General features: G+C 67.4%; 18 protein-coding genes. 7 read left to right on the forward strand and 11 right to left on the reverse strand.

The window, feature by feature from the left end; genetic code table 11:
* Positions 1–18: 18 nt before the first annotated feature.
* The 4 genes from dnaJ to MXA07_RS12530 form a co-directional block, all read right to left on the reverse strand.
* Positions 19–1,188, reverse strand: a complete 1,170-nt coding sequence (gene dnaJ / locus MXA07_RS12515; protein WP_247728930.1) for a molecular chaperone DnaJ — start codon at positions 1,186–1,188, stop codon at positions 19–21.
* Between the two features lie 116 nt (positions 1,189–1,304).
* On the reverse strand, positions 1,305–2,837 hold the full coding sequence (locus MXA07_RS12520) for a hypothetical protein (protein ID WP_247728931.1): 1,533 nt from the start codon (positions 2,835–2,837) through the stop codon (positions 1,305–1,307).
* A 350-nt stretch (positions 2,838–3,187) separates the two neighbouring features.
* Positions 3,188–5,128, reverse strand: coding sequence for a molecular chaperone DnaK (gene dnaK, locus MXA07_RS12525; RefSeq protein WP_247728932.1), 1,941 nt, complete (start codon positions 5,126–5,128; stop codon positions 3,188–3,190).
* A gap of 368 nt (positions 5,129–5,496) precedes the next feature.
* Complete coding sequence (locus MXA07_RS12530) at positions 5,497–6,900, reverse strand: nucleotide exchange factor GrpE (RefSeq protein ID WP_247728933.1); 1,404 nt, start codon at positions 6,898–6,900, stop codon at positions 5,497–5,499.
* 202 nt (positions 6,901–7,102) lie between these two features.
* Here MXA07_RS12530 and MXA07_RS12535 point away from each other — a divergent pair, with 202 nt between their 5' ends.
* A complete protein-coding gene (locus MXA07_RS12535) occupies positions 7,103–8,488 on the forward strand; it encodes an ABC transporter substrate-binding protein (RefSeq protein ID WP_247728934.1) in 1,386 nt (461 codons plus the stop codon).
* On the forward strand, positions 8,488–8,787 hold the full coding sequence (locus MXA07_RS12540; protein ID WP_247728935.1) for a hypothetical protein: 300 nt from the start codon (positions 8,488–8,490) through the stop codon (positions 8,785–8,787). Before MXA07_RS12535 ends, MXA07_RS12540 begins: the two co-directional genes overlap by 1 nt.
* Before the next feature lie 105 nt (positions 8,788–8,892).
* On the opposite strand, the gene MXA07_RS12545 is transcribed toward MXA07_RS12540, so the two are convergent.
* The 3 genes from MXA07_RS12545 to MXA07_RS12555 form a co-directional block, all read right to left on the reverse strand.
* Positions 8,893–9,843, reverse strand: a complete 951-nt coding sequence (locus tag MXA07_RS12545) for a carbohydrate ABC transporter permease (RefSeq protein ID WP_425492220.1) — start codon at positions 9,841–9,843, stop codon at positions 8,893–8,895.
* 124 nt (positions 9,844–9,967) lie between these two features.
* Complete coding sequence (locus tag MXA07_RS12550) at positions 9,968–11,173, reverse strand: carbohydrate ABC transporter permease (protein ID WP_247728937.1); 1,206 nt, start codon at positions 11,171–11,173, stop codon at positions 9,968–9,970.
* A 9-nt stretch (positions 11,174–11,182) separates the two neighbouring features.
* Complete coding sequence (locus MXA07_RS12555) at positions 11,183–12,382, reverse strand: ABC transporter ATP-binding protein (protein WP_247731753.1); 1,200 nt, start codon at positions 12,380–12,382, stop codon at positions 11,183–11,185.
* A gap of 435 nt (positions 12,383–12,817) precedes the next feature.
* Between MXA07_RS12555 and MXA07_RS12560 the strand changes: the two genes are divergently transcribed.
* Positions 12,818–13,513, forward strand: coding sequence for a SatD family protein (locus MXA07_RS12560; protein ID WP_247728938.1), 696 nt, complete (start codon positions 12,818–12,820; stop codon positions 13,511–13,513).
* Positions 13,510–13,905: a hypothetical protein gene (locus tag MXA07_RS12565; protein ID WP_247728939.1), complete on the forward strand. Its 396-nt coding sequence runs from the start codon at positions 13,510–13,512 to the stop codon at positions 13,903–13,905. The genes MXA07_RS12560 and MXA07_RS12565 overlap by 4 nt, the downstream gene beginning before the upstream one ends.
* A gap of 120 nt (positions 13,906–14,025) precedes the next feature.
* Here the strand turns inward: MXA07_RS12565 and MXA07_RS12570 are convergent, their stop codons facing one another.
* Positions 14,026–14,604, reverse strand: a complete 579-nt coding sequence (locus tag MXA07_RS12570; protein ID WP_247728940.1) for a DUF7122 family protein — start codon at positions 14,602–14,604, stop codon at positions 14,026–14,028.
* Positions 14,604–15,512, reverse strand: coding sequence for an RsmB/NOP family class I SAM-dependent RNA methyltransferase (locus MXA07_RS12575; protein WP_247728941.1), 909 nt, complete (start codon positions 15,510–15,512; stop codon positions 14,604–14,606). Before MXA07_RS12575 ends, MXA07_RS12570 begins: the two co-directional genes overlap by 1 nt.
* A 264-nt stretch (positions 15,513–15,776) precedes the next feature.
* Here MXA07_RS12575 and MXA07_RS12580 point away from each other — a divergent pair, with 264 nt between their 5' ends.
* Positions 15,777–16,616 (forward strand): aldo/keto reductase, encoded by an 840-nt coding sequence (locus MXA07_RS12580; protein ID WP_247728942.1) that lies wholly within the window; start codon positions 15,777–15,779, stop codon positions 16,614–16,616.
* A gap of 178 nt (positions 16,617–16,794) precedes the next feature.
* Positions 16,795–17,562: a hypothetical protein gene (locus MXA07_RS12585; RefSeq protein ID WP_247728943.1), complete on the forward strand. Its 768-nt coding sequence runs from the start codon at positions 16,795–16,797 to the stop codon at positions 17,560–17,562.
* 35 nt (positions 17,563–17,597) lie between these two features.
* Here MXA07_RS12585 and MXA07_RS12590 read toward each other — a convergent pair whose 3' ends face one another.
* Together MXA07_RS12590 and MXA07_RS12595 are read right to left on the reverse strand one after the other, a co-directional pair.
* Complete coding sequence (locus MXA07_RS12590; RefSeq protein ID WP_247728944.1) at positions 17,598–18,287, reverse strand: YqjF family protein; 690 nt, start codon at positions 18,285–18,287, stop codon at positions 17,598–17,600.
* Between the two features lie 324 nt (positions 18,288–18,611).
* Positions 18,612–19,583: a phosphoadenosine phosphosulfate reductase family protein gene (locus MXA07_RS12595; protein WP_247728945.1), complete on the reverse strand. Its 972-nt coding sequence runs from the start codon at positions 19,581–19,583 to the stop codon at positions 18,612–18,614.
* A 264-nt stretch (positions 19,584–19,847) separates the two neighbouring features.
* On the opposite strand from MXA07_RS12595, the gene MXA07_RS12600 reads away from it, so the two are divergent.
* Positions 19,848–20,504 (forward strand): phosphate ABC transporter permease, encoded by a 657-nt coding sequence (locus MXA07_RS12600; RefSeq protein ID WP_247728946.1) that lies wholly within the window; start codon positions 19,848–19,850, stop codon positions 20,502–20,504.
* The last annotated feature ends 49 nt before the right edge of the window (positions 20,505–20,553 follow it).

The following is a 20,553-nucleotide window of genomic DNA, read 5'->3' on the forward strand; positions in this document are numbered from 1 at the left end:
CGCAGCGTCGCGGGCTCGTCAGAACGCGCGCTTGATCCGGTCGAAGAAGCCCTCCTGGACCTCGATCTCGTCGCCGCCCGCCTCGGCGTAGGCTTCGAGCGCCTCGCGCTGGTCCTCGTTGAGCGACTCCGGCGTGACGACCTGGGTCGTGACGAACAGGTCGCCGCGGCCGCGCCCGCGCAGCCGCGGCATGCCCTTGCCCTGCAGGCGCATCGTCTCGCCGCTCTGGGTGCCCGCGGGGATCTCGAACTCGACCGAGCCGTCGAGCGTCGGGATGGAGACGGTGTCGCCGAAGACGACCTGCGGGAACGACACCGCCAGGTCGTAGTGGAGGTCGTCGCCGTCGCGCCGGAACGCCTCGTGGTCGGCGATGGAGACGTCGATCAGCAGGTTCCCTCGCGGACCGCCTTCGGGGCTCGGCGCGCCCTCGCGTTCCATCCGCAGCGTCTGGCCGTCGCGGATCCCGGCGGGGACGTCGACGGTCAGCGTCACCTCGTCGCGGACGTAGCCCTCGCCGCGACACTCCCCGCACGTCTCGGAGTAGAGCGTTCCCTCGCCCTCGCAGCGCCGGCAGGTCGTCGTCTGCTGGACGCGCCCGAGCGGCGTCTGCTGGACCTGTGTCACCTGGCCGCGCCCGCCGCACTCGGGACACGGTTCGGCGTCGGCCGACGGCGGATGCCCGGAGCCGCCACACTCGTCGCACTCGGCCGGTCGCTCGACGGTGAACTGCCGTTCGACCCCCTCGAACGCGTCTTCCAGGGTGATCTCGAGTTCGGTCCGCAGGTCGCGCCCGGCGCGCGGTCGTCGTCGACCGCCACCGCCGCGACCGCCGAAGACCTGCTCGAAGATGTCGCCGAGGCCGCCGCCCATCCCGCCGGCGCCGCCGAACGGATCGCCGCCCACGCCACCGGCACCGCCGAACGGGCCGGCGCCGCCGTCGCTGGCGTCGAAGCCGTGTTTCTCGGCCTGTTCGTACCGGTCGTGACCCATCCGATCGTAGGCGTCGCGCTTGTCCTCGTCGGTCAGGACCTGCTTTGCCTTCTGGATCTTCTTGAACTTCTCCTCGGCGTCGGGATCGTCCGAGACGTCCGGGTGGTACTCGGTCGCTTTCTTCCGATACGCCCGCTTGATCTCGTCGGCGGAGGCGTCGGAACTCACCCCGAGTACGTCGTAGAAGTCCTCGCTCATTCGTTACCCACCGATAACGCGTTGAGCCACTTCAAGGGACCGTTCGGCCCGCGCCGCCACCGCGTCGAGAACCGGTCCGTCGTCCGCCGTCCCGGCCGGAGCGGGCGCCGACCCGATCAATCGGCGCGATCGAGGCCGCCCAGTTCGTCGGTGCCTTTCAACTCCACCTGGTCGTCGGTGATCCGTCGAATTTGCTCGATCTCGACCGGGTAGTCGTCTTCGCCGCCGTCGCCCCAGTCCAGCGCCGCCTTGATCCGATCGGTGATCCCCGGGTGCGCGTCGACGCGCATCACCTCGCCGTTCTCCTCGACGGTCGAGACCATCCCGACCTCCTCGCCGGTCGCGTCGACGACCGTCTTCCCGACGTCGTCGTCCGTGAGGGTCACGCGCCCGGGGCTGGCGTCCGGTTCGACGCCCGCTGAATCGCCTATCGCGTCGCCGGATTCGGGGCCAGCCGCCCCACCGCCGGCCGCTTCGGTCGAGGGCTCGGCACCGGTCGCCGTCCCGGCGTCCGCCGCGGATTCGTCGGTGATTTCCGTGGCCACGTCCCGGGTGTCGAGGACCTCCATCTCGAGGACCGAGCCGCCCGTCACGTCCGCCTCGAGTCGCTTGCGGTCGACCACCTCGTCTTCGACGACGCGCTCGCGGTCGAAGTGGGTCCGAATGCGATCGTCTTCGTCGAACTCGGTCTGGATCTCGCACTCGTTCAGGACGTCCTCGGAGCTGAGTCCGACGTCGAGCAAGTCGCTCGTCGCGATCGATCGGTGTAACCCTTCGACGTCGATGTCGCGATCTTCGACCGTCTCCGTCTCTGCGACGTCCGTCTCGGAGACCCGACTTTCGACGGTGAAGCGCTCGACGAACCCCCGGGTCACCGACCACACCTCCTCGACGTCGAACGACGCGGCGTAGGGCACCGTCGAGGTATCGATCGCACGACGCTCCGCATCGGTTACGCCGGATTCGGTGCTCGGACCCGTATCGTCGTCCATTGCGCCCATCGTTGACTCGTCGTCCATCGTCCCGGTACCGGACTCGTCGCCCGTCGCGGTCGACCCGCGCTCCATCGAGCCCGCGCGCTCGACCGATCCGAAATAGCCCTCCTCGTCGAACCAGTCGCGGTGGCCGCCTTCGACGGACTCGTCGTCGACGAGTCGGCAGCCGGTGCACTCGCGCTCGACCAGTTCGACGTCGAGCACCTCCTGATCGACCAGGCTCGTTTCCACGAGTTCGCTCTCGACGGTCGCCTCCTCGACGACGACGCTCTCGACGACGGTCGTCTCCTGGATCTCGCTCGTCACCGTCTCGCCCTCGATGAGGCGCTCTTCGAGTTCCGTTTCCGAGAGGCCCGTCCGGGTGATCGCCTCGTCCCGGCTCGTCACCTCGAACGGTTCGTCCGCGTCGGCGCCCCGATAGACGACGATCCGGTCGCCCTCGTCGAGGTGGTCGAAGAACTCATCCCACTCGGCTCGCTCGTGGGAGTCGCCCACGTCCGACTCGTCGACGATCCGGTACTCCGTCGACTCCGCGGTCGTCCCCTCGCCAGCGCGTCTGACCGGCGTCGCCCGGTGCTCGTCCGCCCAGTCGCGAATCGTCTCCCGATCCGTCGACAGTCGGCCCGCTCGGTCATCGGCGGAATCTCGACTCATAGCGTTTTCTAGGGTCGGGCGTCGACCGTCTAAACGGCCCCAATCGTTTCGGCGATAGTAGGTGATTTCCAGGTCGCCCGCCCGACGATCGCGAGGCCGTCGTTCGTTCGGCCGCGATCGCCGCCGTCCAATATCGCGTTACCGGCGCCGATCCGTCTCGGCGGCGAACCAGCGGGTCTCGACCAGGTCTGGACGCCACTCGTTTGCCTAGTATCGAATTACTACCGATGGTAATCAACCGTGTCGCGAACAACGTCGGGGAAAATTGCGTCCGCCTCCGTCACCGTTCGATTCGTCGACGAGCGGCGGGCAGCGACCGGGCGTCGGCCTGCGACGGCGGAGCGGTGGCTCTACTCGTCCGCCTCGTCTTCGTCGTCCTCGTCGACTTCCTCGAAGTCCGCATCGACGAACTCCTCTTCGGTCGCCTCGGCGCCGGCAGCCCCGCCAGCGGGGCCGGGGTTCGGGCCGTCACCCACGTCGGCGCCGGCCGCACCGCCCGGACCGGCTGCGCCGCCAGCTGCGCCCGCGCCCTCGGCGCCAGCCGCCGCGGCCTCCTGGTAGACCTGCTTGCCGACTTCCTGCAGTTCGTCGCTCAGCTCCTGGGTCGCCTCCTCGATGGCTTCCGCGTCGGCGTCGGTGTCGTCGATGGTCTCCTCGACGTCGTCGACGGCGGCCTCGATCGACTCGCGGAGGTCGTCGCCGACGTCGTCGTTCTCCTCGAGGAGGGTCTCGGCGCGCTGGATCGTCGCCTCGGCCGTGTTACGCGCTTCGATGCGCTCGCGGCGGGCCTTGTCCTCCTCGGCGTGTTCCTCGGCCTCGCGCTGCATGCGCTCGATCTCCTCGTCGGAGAGGCCGGCGCCGCCCTCGATCGTGATCTCCTCGGACTCGCCGGTGCCTTTGTCCTCCGCGGAGACGTTGACGATGCCGTTCTCGTCGATCGAGAACGAGACCTCGATCTTCGGCGTGCCGGCGGGGGCCGGCGGGATGCCGGTCAGGTGGAACTCGCCGAGCATCTCGTTCTTCTCGGCGATCTCGCGCTCGCCCTGGAAGACCCGAACCTGGACGGACGTCTGGTTGTCCGCGGCGGTGGTGAAGATCTTCGACTCCTCGGTCGGGATCGTCGTGTTCTTCTCGATGAGGCGCTCGAAGAGACCGCCCTTGACCTCGATCCCGAGGCTGAGCGGCGTGACGTCGAGCAGGACGATGTCGTCGACCTCGCCGCCGAGGACGCCGCCCTGGATCGCCGCGCCCAGCGCGACGGCCTCGTCCGGGTTGACGTTCTTCTGCGGTGCGTGGCCGGTGAGCGATTCGACCTTCTCGACGACCTGGGGCATGCGCGTCGAGCCGCCGACGAGGAGGATTTCGTCGATGTCGTCCTTGTCGTAGCCCGCGTCCTCGAGCGCTTGCTCCGTCGGTTCGACCGTGCGCTCGATCAGGTCCGACGTGAGCGACTCGAACTTCGCGCGGGTGAGCGAGGCCTCGAGGTGGATCGGGCCGTCGTCGGTCGCCGTGATGAACGGCAGGTTGATCTCGGTCTCCTTGCGCGAGGAGAGTTCGATCTTGGCCTCCTCGGCGGCGTCCTTCAGCCGCTGGAGCGCCTGGCGATCGTCGCGGAGGTCGATGCCGTGCTCCTCCTCGAACTGGTCGGCCAGCCAGTCGATGATCGCGTGGTCCCAGTCGTCGCCGCCGAGGTCGTTGTCACCGTTGGTCGCGACGACCTCGTAGACGCCGCCGCCCAGGTCGAGGATGGAGACGTCGAAGGTCCCGCCACCGAGGTCGTACACGAGGACGGTCTGATCGGACTCGTCGTCGAGTCCGTAGGCCATCGCCGCCGCGGTCGGCTCGTTGATGATCCGCTCGACCTCGAAGCCGGCGATCTCGCCGGCGTCCTTCGTCGCCTGGCGCTGGCGATCCGAGAAGTACGCGGGCACCGTGATGACCGCCTTCTCGATTTCGTCGCCGAGGTAGTCCTCGGCGTCGCGCTTGATCTTCTGGAGCGTCATCGCCGAGATCTCCTCCGGCGAGTACTCCTCGTCGTCGATCTCGACGGTGTAGTCCTCGTCGCCCATGTGGCGCTTGATCGAGGAGATCGTCCGCTCCGGGTTCTGGATCGCCTGGTTCTTCGCCGGTTTCCCGACGAGGCGCTCGTCGTCGTCCGTAAACGCGACGACCGACGGCGTCGTCCGGTCACCTTCGGCGTTGACGATGATCTCCGGGTCGCCCCCTTCCATCACCGCGAACGCGCTGTTCGTCGTCCCGAGGTCGATACCGAGTATCTTGTTGCTCGCCATCACGATTCCCTTGTGAACACTTTGTTTTAAATCTTTGTGCGATCGAGCAGATTTACTTTGTATTATTCTTTCTATCCGTCGTAGCCGGGGCGATCCGGGTCTCTACAGCGGGAGACGTCCTGTAATCAGCGTCAGTGAAAGGAAACGTCAACGGCCGATCGGTACCGACACCATCGACGCGGCCGGTTCGAACCGGCGTCGAATCGATACTGTTTCGATTCAGCATCCCGGACCTCCGACCGGGGCACGTCACGCTCGTCAGGATCCCCGACACACTCCGACGGTGGACAGTCAACCGGTGCCGCCGCGAACGAGTCGCCGTCGTGCCGGCCGACGTCGACGGTCGAACGGTCGAGCCGACCGATGTCTTACTCGTCGGATTCGTCGTCGGCGATTTCACCGCCGAGTTCGATCGTGTCGGACGGATCGTCGGTCGACTCCTCGACTTCGCCGCCGAGTTCGATGGCGTCGTCCCCCTCGGCCGCATCCGCTCGGTCGTCGTCCGACGAGCGGTCCGTCGCACCGTCGCTTGCGTCGTCCTCGGTCGTGGCCGCCCGTTCGTCGGCTGCTTCGTCGGGCCCCCCGGCGGGGTCGGATTCGTCGTCATCGTCAGCGCCCGCCGGAGCGGCCGGCTCGCCGCCGGCGTCAGGGTCGGGCTCGTCGACGTCGGTCCCGTCCGCGTCGGATTCGCCGTCGGCACCGGCGAGCGCCTCGGCGTCGGCTTCGTCGGCGTCCTCAACCGAATCAGCCGCGTCGTCGGGATCGCTCGAGTCCGCCCCGTCGAGTTCGCCGTTGCTCACCGTCACCTGGGCGTTCTGGATGACCTTGTCGCCCATCTCGTAGCCCGGCGTGAACACCTCCGCGACGGTTCCTTCCGGCTGTTCGCTGTCGACTTTGACCATCACTTCGTGGCGCTGAGGGTCGACGTCCGTCCCCGGATCCGGCTCGATCTCCTCGACGTTCTCGTCCGCGAGGACGCGATCGAACTCGCGAAGCGTCATGTCGACGCCCTCCCTGAGCGATTCGGCGTCGTCGCCACCCTCCTCGAGCGCGCGCTTGAGATTGTCCCGGACGCCCACCAGCCGGGCGACGAGATCCTCCGTCGCGCGGGATTTGAGCTGCTCCTGGCGTTTCTTCGCGCGTTTCTTGTAGTTCTGGAAGTCCGCCTGCTTCCGTTTCAGCGCCGATTCCAGCTCCTCGACCCGCTCCTCGCGCGATTCGAGTTCGGCTTCGAGGTCCTCGATACGGGTCTCGCGGTCGTCCAGCTTGGCCTGGAGGTCCTCGATCGTCCCCGCCTGCTCGTCGTTTCGCTCGCGGAGGTCAGCGAGTTCCTCGCGCTGGTGATCGAGCGTCTCGTTGACCTCTCTGGCCGTTTCGACCACGCTCGTCACCTGCTCGGCGAGGCCCTCGTCGTGCGATGCCACGCGATCGATCAGGTCCTGCAGTTCCGCCGCCGTGTCGGGCCCCGTCCGGGACGCGTCGGCCGATTCAGCGGCCTCGTCGGCCGCCTCGGTCGGCTCGGTCGGCTCCGCGGTCTCGTCACGGCCGTCGTCCGCGTCGCCACGTTCGTCGGTCGACTCACCCTCGCCGACCGACGACTCGCCGTCGTCGGTCGGATCAGCGTCCTCCGTCCGTTCGCGCGAGTCCGTTCCCTCCCCGGCGGGCTCGACGTCCGAGTCGTCCGTTCCCGGCGACGCGTCCTCGTCCGCGTCGGGGCCGCCCTCCGGCCGAACCCCCTGGGCCGTAGCGTCCGCACCCTCGTCATCGCTCATATCGATGTCAAGGAAGACCGGAAATAAAAGGATTGAGGTCCGGAGATCCGGGGAACCGGACGCCAGAATCGCGGCGGTCCCGACCGATCCCGAGCACCGTGGCGCCCAAATGCCCGATTGTGGAGAGAGTCGTTCCTTTCCGCCGTTGTATTCACGATTCCGTGGAATAAGGATATCCCCCTGGTCGGTGGCAGGACCACGCATGCGTGAGACCACGCACCACGTCGACCGGCGGACCGTCATCGGCGCGACCGGCGCTGGCATGGCCGCACTCGCGGGCTGTCAGGGCGTCATCGAATCGAACAGCAACGCCGCCGCGCAGGGCGGCGGCAGCATCACCGTCACGGGCGTCTGGACCGGCGCCGAGGAGGAGAACTTCCAGGCCGTCATCGACCACGTCCAGGAGGAGACGGGCATCGACATCACGTACGAACCGCGAAGCACGGAGGCGATCCTGACCGGGACGTTGATAGACTATCAGGCCGGCGTCGCGACGGCCGATATCGTCGTGATCCCCTCGCCGGCACGGGTCCGCTCGGACGCCCGCTCCGGCCACCTTGCGCCGATGAGCGGCGTCTGGGAGGAGTGGGAGTTTTCACCGTCGCCCGAATCGGTCACCGTCGACGGCGAACAGTACGCCGCCCCGTTCAAGATGGACCTCAAACCGGGGTTCTGGCACCGCCAGTCCTTCTTCGAGGAGCACGATCTCGAGCACCCGGAGGACTACGACCAGTTCATGAGCCTGCTGGACGAGCTCAACGGAATCGAGGGGGTCGACGCGCCGATCGCGTCCGGAAACGGCGTGGGCTGGCCGTTGAGCGACGTCACCGAGGGGTTCATCCAGCGCCAGGAGGACGGCGCGCAGCTCCAGCGCAACCTCATCTCGGGCGAGGCGTCCATGACCGACGACCGCGTCGCGACGGCTCACCAGGAGATCCAGGAGCTCATCCAGGAGGGCTACTTCAGCACCGTGCGGGACTTCGGCGTCCAGTTCGAGTACCTCTGGAACAACCAGATCCCGCTCTACTTCCAGGGTTCGTTCATCACCGCCTTCGACGCGATCCAGGACCCGTCGGACCTGAACTACTTCATGGTCCCCGGCGCGGAGTCGATGGTCGCCGCCGAGAACTGGTTCACCGTCCCGACCTACGTCGACGACGTCGAGACGGCCCGGACGGCCGTCGAAACCTTCGTCAGCCCCAGCGCCCAGGCGGTGTGGGCCGAACGCGGCGGCTTCATCGCCACGAGTCCCGAGGTGCCGAGCGACGCGTACGACCTGGAGGTGATGCAGAACCTCTCCCAACGGGCCGACGAGGTCGAACTCGTCCCGGACCTGGACGACACGCTCGGCGACCCCTTCCAGTCGGAGTACTGGTCGCAACTCACCGGTCTCTGGGCCGACCCGGACCAGGACGTCCAGTCGATGCTCGAACAACTGGCCCAGGTCCAGGAGGAATCGGTCACCGAGGGCGGATCCGGCGGTGGCGACGGCGACGGGTCCGACGGTGGCGGGAACGAGTCCGCCAGTGACGGCGGAAACGGATCCGACGCTGACGGCGGAAACGAATCCGACGGCGACGGAAGCTGATGGCGGACGCCGCTTCGGACGGGACCGGACGGTCGCCTGTGGGAACGGTCTCGCGCGCCGTCCAGGAGCTCCGGCGACGCAACGCGAACGCCCTCGCGATCGACGCGTTCTACCTCTTCACGACGGGATTTCTGACGATCCTCGCGATGGAGGGATTCTGGCCGGCCGTGATCGCCGCCGGGCCGCTCGTCGCCTTCCTGCTGTTCGCGCTCCGGTCGTCGCTACCGTTTTTCGTCACCAATCTCCTGGCCATCGCCCTGGCCGTCGTGGCCACGCGAGCCGGCTACGTGCCGTTCTGAGGATCGGCTGATAGCCGGCGCAGCGGTCCAGATCGTGGCCGGGATCGACGGCGTGTCAGAGCGATCGACACCGAGTTCGAACGAGGCGGGAAGTCGTCGACGGCCTCAGTCCGCGACCGCGGCGACCATCCCGCGCGTGTAGTAGCGCTCCAGCAGGAGGAAGAGGACGATGGGGACGATCATCGTCATGATGGAGCCGGCGGCGACGAGCCCCCAGTCGACCTGCAGGCGCCCGCGCATGAGCGGCAGCACCTGCGGGGCGAGGTAGCGTTCCGGCGACCGCATGAAGACCAGCGGGAAGAAGAAGGCGTTCCAGACCCAGGTGAACTGGATGACGGCCACGGAGACCAGCGCCGGGACCGACAGCGGGAGGATGATCGTCCGGAAGATCTGGAAGCGCGAGGCGCCGTCGATGCGGGCGGCCTCCTCCAGTTCCTCCGGGATGCCCAGCAGGTAGTTCCGCAGGAAGAGGACGACCCAGCCCAGCCCCCAGCCGATGTGGATCAGAATGAGCCCCATGTAGGTGTCGAACAGCTCGATGTTGCGAAGCGTGTTGTAGTTCCCCATCGCGACGAGCTCCGGCGGCGCGGCCATCACCAGCAGGATCAGGAAGAACAGGGCGGTCTTCAGGGGGAACTCGAAGCGCGCGAAGGGGTAGGCCGCCATCGCGCCGAGCAACATCACCACCAGCACGGACGGGAGCGTCACGATGAACGTGTTCACGAGCGCTCGGCGCAACGGCGCCGTCTGGTACGTCCACGCGCGCTCGTAGTTCTCGAGCGTCAGCGTCATCCCCTCGAGTTCCCACCAGCCGTTCAGGATCTCCGAGAGCGGGCGAAGCGAGGCCATGAACAGACCCAGAAACGGGACGATCCACAGGACGGCGATGGTGATCGCGACCACGTACGTCAGCCCGCGCCAGAGCGAGGGCGTGTGGTCGTCCAGCCAGGCGACGAGGTCGCGATCACGTTCCGGCCTGCTCGGCGGGATCTCAGTCGCCGGGACGTAGGCGTCGCCGTCGGTCGCCCGACGGTCCGGGACCCCACCGTCAGTCATCCGTCGGTCCGACGTCCCGCCGTCGGTCGCCGGTCGGTCTGATGCGGCGCCGTCTGTGCTCGCCGTCGCGCTCTCGGGATGGGCGGTCGTGTCGGGTTCGTCGGCGGAATCGTCTGAAACCATGTTACCTCATTCGTGCGATGTAGAGCGCCAGCGGCGCGACGATGAGCAGTTCGATAAGCGCGATCACCATCGCGTGGCCGTACTCCAGCGGCGGTTCGAACGCGGCGCGATACACCTCGATGCCGAGCACCGAGTAGACGTGGTTCGGCCCGCCGGAGGTGCCGCCCGCGGCGTAGACGATGTCGAACATCCGGAGGACCCAGATGATCCCCATGATGACGACGACCGCCGTCACGGGCTTGACCTGCGGCCAGATGATGTCGACGAACCGGCGCACCCGGCCGGCGCCGTCGATCTTCGCCGACTCGATGAGCGACGGGTCGACGGCCGCCAGCGCGGAGCTGTAGAGCAACATCGAGAAGCCGGTCTGGACCCAGACGCCACCGGCGATCAGGGCGTAGATCGCGATCTGGGGTTCCTGCGTCCAGTTTCTGACCTGTCCCTCCAGCCCGACCACGCGCAGGAGTTCGTTGAAGATCCCCGCCTGCGGATCGTAGACGAACAGCATCACGATCCCGATGATGATCGTCGGCGTCGTAAAGCCCAGAAAGACCATCGACCGCAGGATGCGCCGGCCCTTGAGGTCCGCGAACAGCAGCGCGAGTCCGAGCCCGAACAGCGTGCTGAGCGGGACGTGAATCACGACCCAGAGCAGGTTCTGCGGGAGCGCCCCCATCGGGAACCGGAACTCGCGCAGGTTGTCCCAGTTGATGATCAGCGGGTCGCGGAACGTCTCGACCCAGTTGTCCCAGCCGATGAACGACTCCATCGTGAACGCGTCCCACGAGAAGAAACTTCCCACGGCGGAGTAGGCGATCGGCCCGATCGAGAAGATCGCGAACAGCGTCATCCCGGGGACGAGAAAGACCAGTATCGCGACGACCTTCTCGTGATCCACGCCGAGTCGGTCGCTGACGGTCCGCAACCGGCTCCGCTTCGCCGCACTCGGCGGCTCGCGTCCGGAGTTGTCGGCTACACCGCCGTCCGGACGGGGTCCAGCAGGCGAGCGGGTGCTCGCGCCGTCGTCCGTGCTTGCTCCGGTTCGCGTCGGTTCGGCGCGCTCGTCCGCGCCCGCACGGTCCTCCGACGGTCCATCTTCGTCCTCGCCAGTCCGTTCATCGTCCTCGCCAGTCCGTTCATCGTCCTCGCCAGTCCGGTTGCAGCGGCGATCCAGTCCGGCGGCCTGGAGGACCCTTCGGAGATTCATCGTCTCGAATCAGGTGACGAGTTCGCCGTTCGCGTCGTAGACGTACGCGTCGGCGTCCTCGAACGTCAGGTAGACCCGGTCGCCGCGTCCGAGTCGCGTCTCGGGTTCTTTGACGGTGACCAGTCGGTCGTTCACCGTCACGTTGACGAGGGCGTACTCCCCGAGGGGCTCGACCGTGTCGACCTCGCCCTCGATCGCGTTCGTGCTCGACGGCGGGTCCGCGGCGAGCGAGAAGTCCTCCGGACGAACGCCCAGCGAGACCGCGTCGGCCCCGCGCTCGGGTTCCTGGGTCACCTCGCCGCCGCTGGCGACGACTGTTCCGCCGGACTCGCCGGAGTCCGTCGCCGCCACCGGCTCGGGTTCGGCCGGCTCCCCCGCGGTCACGGACCCGGTCTCCGGTTCCGGCCGCTGGCCGCCCGTCCCACCCTGGATGTCGAGTTCGACGGTACCGGCGTCGCCGAGGTCGATCGCGCCGTTCGTTCGCACGCCCTCGAGGAGGTTCATCGGCGGCGAGCCGATGAACCGGGCGACCCACGCCGTCCGCGGCCGCTCGTAGAGTTCGCCGGGCGGCGCGATCTGGCGGATCGTCCCCCGGTTCATCACGACCACCCGGTCGGCCATGCTCATCGCCTCCTCCTGGTTGTGCGTAACGTAGACGGTCGTGATGTCGAGTTCGTCCTGGAGCCGCTTCAGCTCGACGCGCATCTCCTGGCGCAGCTTCGCGTCGAGGTTCGAGAGCGGTTCGTCGAGCAGGAAGACAGACGGTTCGCGGACGATCGCGCGCGCGAGCGAGACGCGCTGGCGCTGCCCGCCGCTCAGGTCCGAGGGCGGTTTGTCGGCCTGGTCCTCGATGTGTAGCAGCGAGAGGACCTCGTCGATCCGGCGATCCCGCTCGGCCGGCTCCATCCCGCGGACCTTCAGCGGGTACTCGATGTTCCCGCGAACGCTCATGTGGGGATACAGCGCGTAGTTCTGAAACACCATCGCGACGTTGCGCGCGCTCGGAGACCAGCCGTCGACGCGATCGTCGTCGAAGTAGATCTCCCCCTCCGAGGGTTGTTCCAGGCCCGCGATCAGGCGCAGCGCCGTCGTCTTCCCGCACCCGGACGGACCGAGGATAACGACGAACTCGCCGTCCTCGACGTCGAGGTTCAGCCGATAGTTCGCGACGGTCTCGCCACCGTCGAAATATTTGCTGACGTCGCGCATCGCGATGCGGGTCATCGATCACGATACCACGGCGCTCAGCGGCATTATTGTTGCGTAACAATCACGAACCATGATACGTCACCGCTCCCCTCTGGCAGGAGTAGTTCCAACTTATTCATCGGACGAGTGACACACCTTTCAGTGATTGTATTTACGTTTACAATCTATATAGGTTGTTTATGGGTCATTACTTGCTCCGTCGTCGCCCGATCCAGGGGGGAGCCCGGCAGGTTTGCGGTAGTTTTCCAACGATCGGTCCGTCACGATCCATCGCCGCATCAGCGGCGGCAGCCGATCCGCGGTGACCTCCCGGTCGTATTTAGACCGGCGTAGCCGCGCTCGTTCGCCCACCGTCGGCCCGGGGCGGTGCACAATCCGACACTATTGTGGCGCGGATAACAACATTTTTCCGTTGTCCATTCGATCGGCTGAGCAATGACCGCACAGTCAGGAGCGACCGGCGACCGATACGTCGTCCTGGGTGACGTCGTCGACTCGCGGGCGATAACGGACCGCGACGGGTTTCGCGAGACGTTCGCCGACGCTCGCGAACGCCTGACCGAATCGTACGACTCCGCGTTCGTCGCCGGGCCGTCCGTCCTGAAGGGGATCGACGAACTCGGCGCCGTCGTCTCCACGCTCGAACCGATATACGACGTCGTCCGCACGCTGGAGCACGAACTCCACCCCCACGCGATCAGGCTCGCCGTCGCGAGCGGCGAGATCTCCGTCGGGGAGACGGGCTCGGTCGCGCACATGGACGGCGAGGCGTTCCACCGGGCGACGGAACTGCTGGAGCGAATCGAGCGCGACGGGCTTCGCTTCGGGCTCGACACGGGGACCCGGCCGCTCGATACGGCCGTCGCGGACGAGATCAACCTCCTCGTGCACCTGCGCGAGGGCTGGACCGACCGCCAGCGCGAGGTCGTCACCCGCTACGAGCGGGCCGCGACCCAGCAGGCGGTCGCGAGCGAGCTCGACATCAGCCAGCAGGCCGTCTCGAACGTCCTCCAGAGCGCGTCCTGGCCGCTGATCGAGACGATCGAAGATCGGCTCCGCGAGACGCTCGCGATCGGGTGGGGCGACGACGGACCGGACGGCAACGCCGCAGCCGGGGGCGAAGCCGAATGATTCCACACGTCGCCCTCTCCGAGACGCTCGTCACCGTCCTGCTCGGCCTCGCCGGCTACGCCGTCGTGCTGGCCACGAGCGGGATCGTCGTGACGTCGGCACTGGCGTGGGCCGACGACGGCTACGCGGAGTCCGTCACCGACACCGATCGCGACATCGGGACAATCGTCGGCAAGACCGAAAACGTCCTCCTGCTGACGTTCGTCCTGGCGGGGGCGTACTCCGCACTCGCGATCGTCTTCGCCGCCAAGAGCATCGTTCGCTCGGACGACATGAAGAACAACAGCCTCTTCTACCTCGCCGGGACGCTGGTCAACGTCACCTACACGCTCGTGATCGGCGTCGCGGTCAGAGCCGTCCTCGGCGCCGGACTCGTCGGGTCGATCGGCTGAGGCGACACCGAGGCGACCGACTGAGGAACCGGTCCGGGGCGATCGATAGGGGAACCGCTCTGTGACGACCGAGTTCGAGGCGAGTCGCGCGGGACGGCACAACCAGATCGGGCGCACCCGTCACAGGTCGCGACGACGACCTTTCGGCACGAGCGATCGGAGTTCGCCGTAGACGTAGAGACCGATCCCGAGGGGCGCTCGTTCGCCGGCCACTTCGTGCGCCGCGATCAGGTAGCCCCAGTCGCCGTCCCACTCGAGTTCCTGGTCCTCGCCGGCGACGAAGCGGGCTGCGGCCGACTCGTCGAGGTCGATCACGCACTCGCTCGCACGATGACCGAAGCGCTGGACGAAGTCCGTCGTCGGCTTCCAGTGTTCCTGGCGGGTGCGCAGACACGTCATCCCGAGCGCCTCGATTTCGATCGGATCGGGGGCCTCGCCGGAGTAGATCCAGATCTTGCCGGCGCCCTTCTCCCAGAAGGTGTACGCGTCGAACGTCTCGGGCGGGATCGCGAAGCGATCGGCGAAGTACTCGAGAAGCTCCTCGCGCGAGACGCGACCCTCGACGGTGCGGTCGGCGGGCGTCTCGGGGAGGCGGTCGAAGCGCTCGCCCTCGTTCGCGTCCAGGGAGTCGCCGTCCTCCGCGACGGAAGCGTCGTCCGCGCCCCCGGCGTCGCCGGGAGCCGACTCGTCCTCGCTCATCAGCCTGTCACCTCCAGTTTCGCGACGAAGAAGCCGCCGGTGTCGTTGTGGTGCGGGTAAATGCGCGCGGCGCGCTCGACGGACGGGTCGTACGTCTCCTCGCCCCACTCGGTGATTCCGGGCGCGTGATCGATCGGGAGGTCGAACGAGACGATCTCGCAGGCTTCCTCGTCCAGCGCGTGATCGAGGACGGCCTCGTTCTCCTCCGGCGCGAACGTACACGTCGAGTAGACGACGGTGCCGCCCACGCGGGTGGCCTGGATCGCCCGGCAGAGGATTCCCTTCTGGACGCCCGCAACGGAGCGGACGCGACCCTCCGACCACTCGTCGAGCGCGTCGGGGTTCTTCCGGATGGTCCCCTCGCAGGAGCAGGGCACGTCGACCAGCGCGCGGTCGAATTCGTCGAAGGAGAAGGGTCGCATCGAGAAGTTTCGCGCGTCCGCGTTGGTCACCGCGAGCGCCGTCACGCCGAGGCGTTCGGCGTTAAAGCGCAACGCCGAGAGTCGGCCGAGGTTGCTGTCGTTTGCCACGACGGTTCCCCGGTCGTCCATCATGTCGGCGAGCTGGGTCGCCTTCCCGCCCGGGGCCGCACAACTGTCCCAGACGCGCTCGCCGGGTTCGGGGTCGAGTACGAGCGCCGGGAGGATCGAGACCGCCTCCTGGCCGTGCGTGAAGCCGTGAAACGACGCCCACGTCGAGCCGGGGGAGTCCGTCTCGAGGTGGAGGACGCGCGGGTCCCAGTCGGCCTGTTCGTACCCAACGTCCTCCTCGTCGAAGGCCGCCATCGCGCGCTCGGGCGACGCCTTGATCGTGTTGACCCGCACCGTCGAGCCGAGCGGGCGCTCGCAGGCGGCGCGGAACGCCTCGAAATCGTCGACGATCGGCCGATAGCGCTCGAGCGCTTCCATCTGACCGAGATTCGGCCGCCCCCGGTTAGTGCGTTTCGAAGTTCGGGATCCGCGGACGACGCTTCGACGAGGAACGCATCATCGCCGCGAGCGCCGCCTTCGAACGCGAACGGCCGTGGCGACGCCGTACGCAGTGGCGTAAGCGACCTCCAGCGCGAACTGCAGGGCGAAGACGGACGATCGCAGGGCTTCGGGCGAGGTCGAAACCCCCGGTTCGTCTCCGCAAACGGAATTCCTTACCCGCTCGATGGACACAGTCGATACATGAGCGATCCGGAGACGATCGATCCGACGGACTGTCCACGAGCGAACGGGATGCCGATGCTCGGCCTGGGGACCTGGCAGAACACCGATCCGGCCCAGTGCACCGAGAGCGTGCGGACGGCCCTGGAGTGCGGGTATCGCCACATCGACACCGCACAGGCCTACGGCAACGAAGAAGCCGTGGGCGAGGGTATCGAGCGCGCGGACGTCCCGCGCGAGGACGTCTTCCTCGCGACGAAGGTCTGGACCGACAACCTCGCCCCCGAGGACGTAAAACGGACGGCCCGCGAGAGCGTCGATCGGCTCGGCGTCGAGGCCGTCGACCTGCTCTACGTTCACTGGCCCGCCGGGGCGTACGACCCGAAGACGACGCTGGCGGCGTTCGAGGAACTCGTCGACGAGGGCGTCACCCGGCGCATCGGCGTGAGTAACTTCCTCCCGGAACAGCTCGAGGAGGCCGTCGAGCTGTGCGACGCGCCCGTCTTCGCCAACCAGGTCGAACTCCACCCGCGGCTGCAGCAACCGGAACTCCGCGAAACGGCGGCGGATCTCGGCGTCGAACTCGTCGCCTACTCGCCGCTCGCCCGCGGGGCGGTCTTCGAGGAGCCGACCCTCTCGGCGATCGCCGACGAGTACGACGTCTCCGAGGCGCAGGTCAGCCTCGCCTGGCTGCGCGGAATGGGGGCGACGGCCATCCCGAAGGCGACGGGGCGAGCCCACATCGAGGACAACTGGGCGTCGCTCTCGCTGTCGCTCGACGAGGCCGACCTCGAACGGATCGCGTCGGTCGATCGCGGCGAGCGCGAGGTCGATCCCGACTTCGGCCCCTGGAACCAGTAATCGGTTCGTGCGCGAACCGGGTCCGGCGAATCGGTGTGCATCCGGCGAATCGGAGCGCAGGACGGCTTCTACCGTGACCGGAGCGGACGGCTCCCGCCCACCGAGGGCGTCCCGGCCGACCGGTCGGATGAACGAAGACACAGGAAAGTTTACGGTACGTCGGCCGCAGGGATCGGACATGTCGACCCACGCTCGATCGTCGAACCGCACCGGGCTCGTCGGCGCGGTGAAGTTCGACCTCGCGAGGCTCCACGGGGCGTGGATGGAGATCTTCTTCCCCCGCCAGCGCGGGCGCGGCCACTCCGTGATGGGCAAGTGGAAGCCGGAGACGCTTCCCCAGGCGATCGCGTACTACGGCTGGTACCTCGTCGGCGCCCTCGGACTGCTCGCCCTGTATCCGCTCGCCGTGATCGGCCTCGCGACCAGGTTCTACGCCTCGAAACTCGACTCGACGGCCACACGCCTCGGCATCGTCGGCGTCACCGGCGTCGCCGTCGTCGTCTGGGGCCTGTTGAGCCTGCTCGCCTACGTCGAACTGCCCTGGAACTCGTTCCTCGCGATCGCGGCGGCCAGCAGCGTCGCCGTCGTCTCCGCCGCCCTGGCGACGGTCACCTCGAAGTACGGCGGCCGCCCGGTGACGGTGCTGCTCGCCTACCCGTTCGCGATGACGGCGTTATTCCTTCCGCCCGTCGTCGCCGCGCTGGTGACGCCGTCGCTCGAACCGTACGTCCTCGAACCAAGCTACGATCTGGCCGCCTGGTTGCTCGACAACGTCCTCGTCGTCGGCGACATCAACGACTACCTCCGCGAGAACTACCAGCTCCAGGGCGGCGCCTACGCCGCCATGTGGTTCGGCTTCTCGGTCACCTCCGGCTGGTTCTTCGGCCTGCTGGTCTCGCTGGCGAACCTCGTCCGACCCTCGCCGGACGACGGCGACGAGGAGTGACGATCCCCGACAGCCAGCCCTGGCGGTCACGTCCGCTACAGAGGTTCGCTTCGCGACGCGACGACGTCGAGTCCCGGACTGTAGTAGTACGTGGGTTCGGCGTCGGGTTCCGCGAACCCGTGGGCCGAGAACAGCGTGTTCGTCTCGACGGTCGCGGTCGCCGGGTACAGCGTCCAGGGCTCGTGTTCGACGTCGGTGTATCGCATCGACCCGTCCGTGGCCTCCGCGTAGAACCGGTAGCGTTCGACCAGGAACGCGGCGAACGGATCGTCGGGGGCCGAAAACGGACGCCCGCTCGCTCGATACGTCGCCTCGTACTGCGCGGGCCTGGCGCCGGGGTGCCGACGGCGACTCCGGAAGCTGAGCCGCCCGTCGGCCGATTCCAGCCGGATGTGCGCGTAGTAGTACGGCAAGTGGTGGAAGAGCCGCGCGCCGAGGACGCTCGCGAGGCCCTGCGCGTCGAGGCTGAAGAAGTAGACGCTCGGGACGCCGGCGTGCGTGACGTACGTCCTGACGTTGAGCTCCGGGAGTCGGACGCCCAGCGACGCCGGCACGCCCGCCGGCCGGACGGCGACGTTGGTGAACGGGACGATCGAGAGCCACGCCGACCCATCGTACAGGTCCGGTGACAGCCCGTCCGGCAGGTGCGCGTCCATCACCGCCGGCTCGATCGGCCAGTTCTCGAACAGGAGGTGACGCCACCCCATCGCCAGCGGAACGACCATACGGAGACGCTGCTGTCCGGGTAAAAATCACTTTCCCACCGGCAAAGACCGGGGCGGGACCAGATTGGAGGACGGTGTGACTCGCGAGTTGCGTGGATATTGTTCGCTATCGCTCACGCAATCCTCGGTATAGCGAGCGGTGTCGGCCGAACCACGAAATCGTGTTCTACCGCCGGAGCGGACGACGTCCGCGGAGGCGGCCTTTTTCATCGAAGTTTTTCTGGTGAGCGGGTTGCGGGCCTCCGGTCCGCAACTGAATGACGTGGCGGCTCCGCCGCCACGCGGTTCGCCGTAGGCGAACCCGAACCACAAAAAGTTCGGTTCCTACATGTATCCGAGGTCGCGCAGGCGCTCCATCAGGTCCTCCTTGTCTTGGGCGCGGCCGGCGCGTTCGGTCGTCGACTCGAGATCCTGCAACCAGGCGGGTTCCTCGTCGGCCTTCTCGGTGCTGACTTCGCTGCCGAGCGAGCGGAAGCCGGCGAAGTACTTCGGCGAGATGGGGATGTCCTCCTGCGAGACGCCCTCGGGAAGATCGTCGTCGGCCTGCGGGACGTAGCCGTCGTCGGGGTACGCCTCGACGGTATCCGGAACCGCGAAGTTCCAGAACGCGTCCCAGACCGCGGCCTCGTCGAACTGCAGGATGGGCTGGATGCGATCGTGGGGCGGGTAGATGTCGGGGTCGTGGCGCGGCGAGAAGAACGTCTCGTCCGCGCGGGCCTCCTGCTCGTCCCAGCGGACGCCGCTGATAACGCCGTCGATGTCGTACTCCTCGAGCGCATCGTTGAGCGCGACCGTCTTCAGCAGGTGGTTGCCGACGTAGGTGTCGAGCAGGAACGGAAACGTGTCCTCCTCGTACTCGAGGATGTTCCTGACGTGGTGCCGGTTGTGTTCCGAGAGTTCCGATATCTCGATCTCGTCGCCGGGATCGAGACCGTGCTCGTCGACGTACTCGCCGACGTCATCGTTGCGCGCGTAAATGACCTCGAGGTCCCACTCGTCGGCCCAGCGGTCGACGAAGTCGTGGATCGCGTCGAAGTGCTGGTAGTGATCGATGAACACGGCCGGGGGCACGTCGAGGTCGAAGCGGTCCGCGACCTCCTTGATGAAGTAGAGCGTGAGCGTCGAGTCCTTCCCGCCGGTCCACATCACCGCCGGGTTCTCGTAGGTCTCGAGGGCCTCCCTGGTGACCTCGATCGCCTTCTCCATCTTCGCGGTCAGCGAGGGGTACGTCTCGGGCGATTCGCCGGTGCCGTCCTCGTAATCGACGTCGACTGCGACTGGGTTGTCGGTCGGCATTGTCTAATGAGATGTAATTATCCGGGGTAAAACCCACGGTTGATCGCGCGGCGGTTCGACCGAACCGTCGCCGGCGAGCGTCACGTACCTTCGCCCGACTCGCAGCGACTGACACCGATCGAAAATCGGACGCGAACGCCCCGGATCGACCGACACGTCCGCCCCGGAGGGGTCTCGGGCAGTTCGATACCGCTCCAGCGGCGGAGGCGGGGCGGCGACCGCGTCTGACGCAAAGTACTTGCCGCTGTGAACGAACGTCAAGATATGCTAGATCCGCTCGTCATCGCACCGGTCCTGATCGGCCTGCTGCTCCTGGTCGTCGGTGCCACGCTGTCGCGCTACGGGATCGCGCTCATGGGTGCGCTCGTCGGCGCCGGAGCCGGCTACCTCGGCGCACCGACCGTCGCGTCGGCCGTCGGCGTCGGCGCGACGGCCGGATCGGCCATCGGCATCGCGATCGGCATCGTCGTCGGCGTCCTCGCCGCCCACATGCTGCTGAAGTTCGCGGTGGGGATGATCGGCCTCGGCGTCGGCTCCTACTTCGGCCTCACCGTCCTCGCCCCGATCCTCGTCGACGGCGCCTGGTACGTCGAGCTGGGCGCCGGCCTGGCCATCGGCCTCGCGGTCGCGGCCGCGGGCATGGTCTTTACCCACCTGACGATGATCGGGCTCACGTCGTTCATCGGCGCCGCGCTGGTGAGTCGCTCGCTCACGTTCGAGAACGTCCAGACGGCCCAGTCGGAACTGACGATCGACCCGCTACTGTTCGAGACGACCGACCCGATCTTCCTCGGGCTGTTCGCCGTCGGCATCGGGCTCCAGGTCGGCCTGCTGAAGCTCGGCTACGCGAGCTGGCTGGTGCGCCGGTTCCCGGGCGCCGGCATGGGCGACGAGAAACGCGACTCGACCGCCCAGGGCTGATCCGGAACTGAGCGGGCGACGCTGAGCGGAGCAGTTTCGCCGTCCCGAC

Origin of the sequence: Halovivax limisalsi (assembly GCF_023093535.1) — an archaeon.
GTDB classification, from domain to species: domain Archaea; phylum Halobacteriota; class Halobacteria; order Halobacteriales; family Natrialbaceae; genus Halovivax; species Halovivax limisalsi.

What these genes read in the sequence shown, in the direction of transcription:
- dnaJ (WP_247728930.1), bottom strand. Translation starts at nt 1,188, where the DNA reads ATGAGCGAGGACTTCTACGACGTACTCGGGGTGAGTTCCGACGCCTCC.
- MXA07_RS12565 (WP_247728939.1), top strand. Translation starts at nt 13,510, where the DNA reads ATGATTCCACACGTCGCCCTCTCCGAGACGCTCGTCACCGTCCTGCTC.
- MXA07_RS12560 (WP_247728938.1), top strand. Translation starts at nt 12,818, where the DNA reads ATGACCGCACAGTCAGGAGCGACCGGCGACCGATACGTCGTCCTGGGT.
- MXA07_RS12545 (WP_425492220.1), bottom strand. Translation starts at nt 9,843, where the DNA reads ATGACTGACGGTGGGGTCCCGGACCGTCGGGCGACCGACGGCGACGCC.
- MXA07_RS12555 (WP_247731753.1), bottom strand. Translation starts at nt 12,382, where the DNA reads ATGCGCGACGTCAGCAAATATTTCGACGGTGGCGAGACCGTCGCGAAC.
- MXA07_RS12540 (WP_247728935.1), top strand. Translation starts at nt 8,488, where the DNA reads ATGGCGGACGCCGCTTCGGACGGGACCGGACGGTCGCCTGTGGGAACG.
- dnaK (WP_247728932.1), bottom strand. Translation starts at nt 5,128, where the DNA reads ATGGCGAGCAACAAGATACTCGGTATCGACCTCGGGACGACGAACAGC.
- MXA07_RS12535 (WP_247728934.1), top strand. Translation starts at nt 7,103, where the DNA reads ATGCGTGAGACCACGCACCACGTCGACCGGCGGACCGTCATCGGCGCG.
- MXA07_RS12550 (WP_247728937.1), bottom strand. Translation starts at nt 11,173, where the DNA reads ATGAATCTCCGAAGGGTCCTCCAGGCCGCCGGACTGGATCGCCGCTGC.
- MXA07_RS12580 (WP_247728942.1), top strand. Translation starts at nt 15,777, where the DNA reads ATGAGCGATCCGGAGACGATCGATCCGACGGACTGTCCACGAGCGAAC.
- MXA07_RS12585 (WP_247728943.1), top strand. Translation starts at nt 16,795, where the DNA reads ATGTCGACCCACGCTCGATCGTCGAACCGCACCGGGCTCGTCGGCGCG.
- MXA07_RS12600 (WP_247728946.1), top strand. Translation starts at nt 19,848, where the DNA reads ATGCTAGATCCGCTCGTCATCGCACCGGTCCTGATCGGCCTGCTGCTC.
- MXA07_RS12520 (WP_247728931.1), bottom strand. Translation starts at nt 2,837, where the DNA reads ATGAGTCGAGATTCCGCCGATGACCGAGCGGGCCGACTGTCGACGGAT.
- MXA07_RS12590 (WP_247728944.1), bottom strand. Translation starts at nt 18,287, where the DNA reads ATGGTCGTTCCGCTGGCGATGGGGTGGCGTCACCTCCTGTTCGAGAAC.
- MXA07_RS12575 (WP_247728941.1), bottom strand. Translation starts at nt 15,512, where the DNA reads ATGGAAGCGCTCGAGCGCTATCGGCCGATCGTCGACGATTTCGAGGCG.
- MXA07_RS12530 (WP_247728933.1), bottom strand. Translation starts at nt 6,900, where the DNA reads ATGAGCGATGACGAGGGTGCGGACGCTACGGCCCAGGGGGTTCGGCCG.
- MXA07_RS12595 (WP_247728945.1), bottom strand. Translation starts at nt 19,583, where the DNA reads ATGCCGACCGACAACCCAGTCGCAGTCGACGTCGATTACGAGGACGGC.
- MXA07_RS12570 (WP_247728940.1), bottom strand. Translation starts at nt 14,604, where the DNA reads ATGAGCGAGGACGAGTCGGCTCCCGGCGACGCCGGGGGCGCGGACGAC.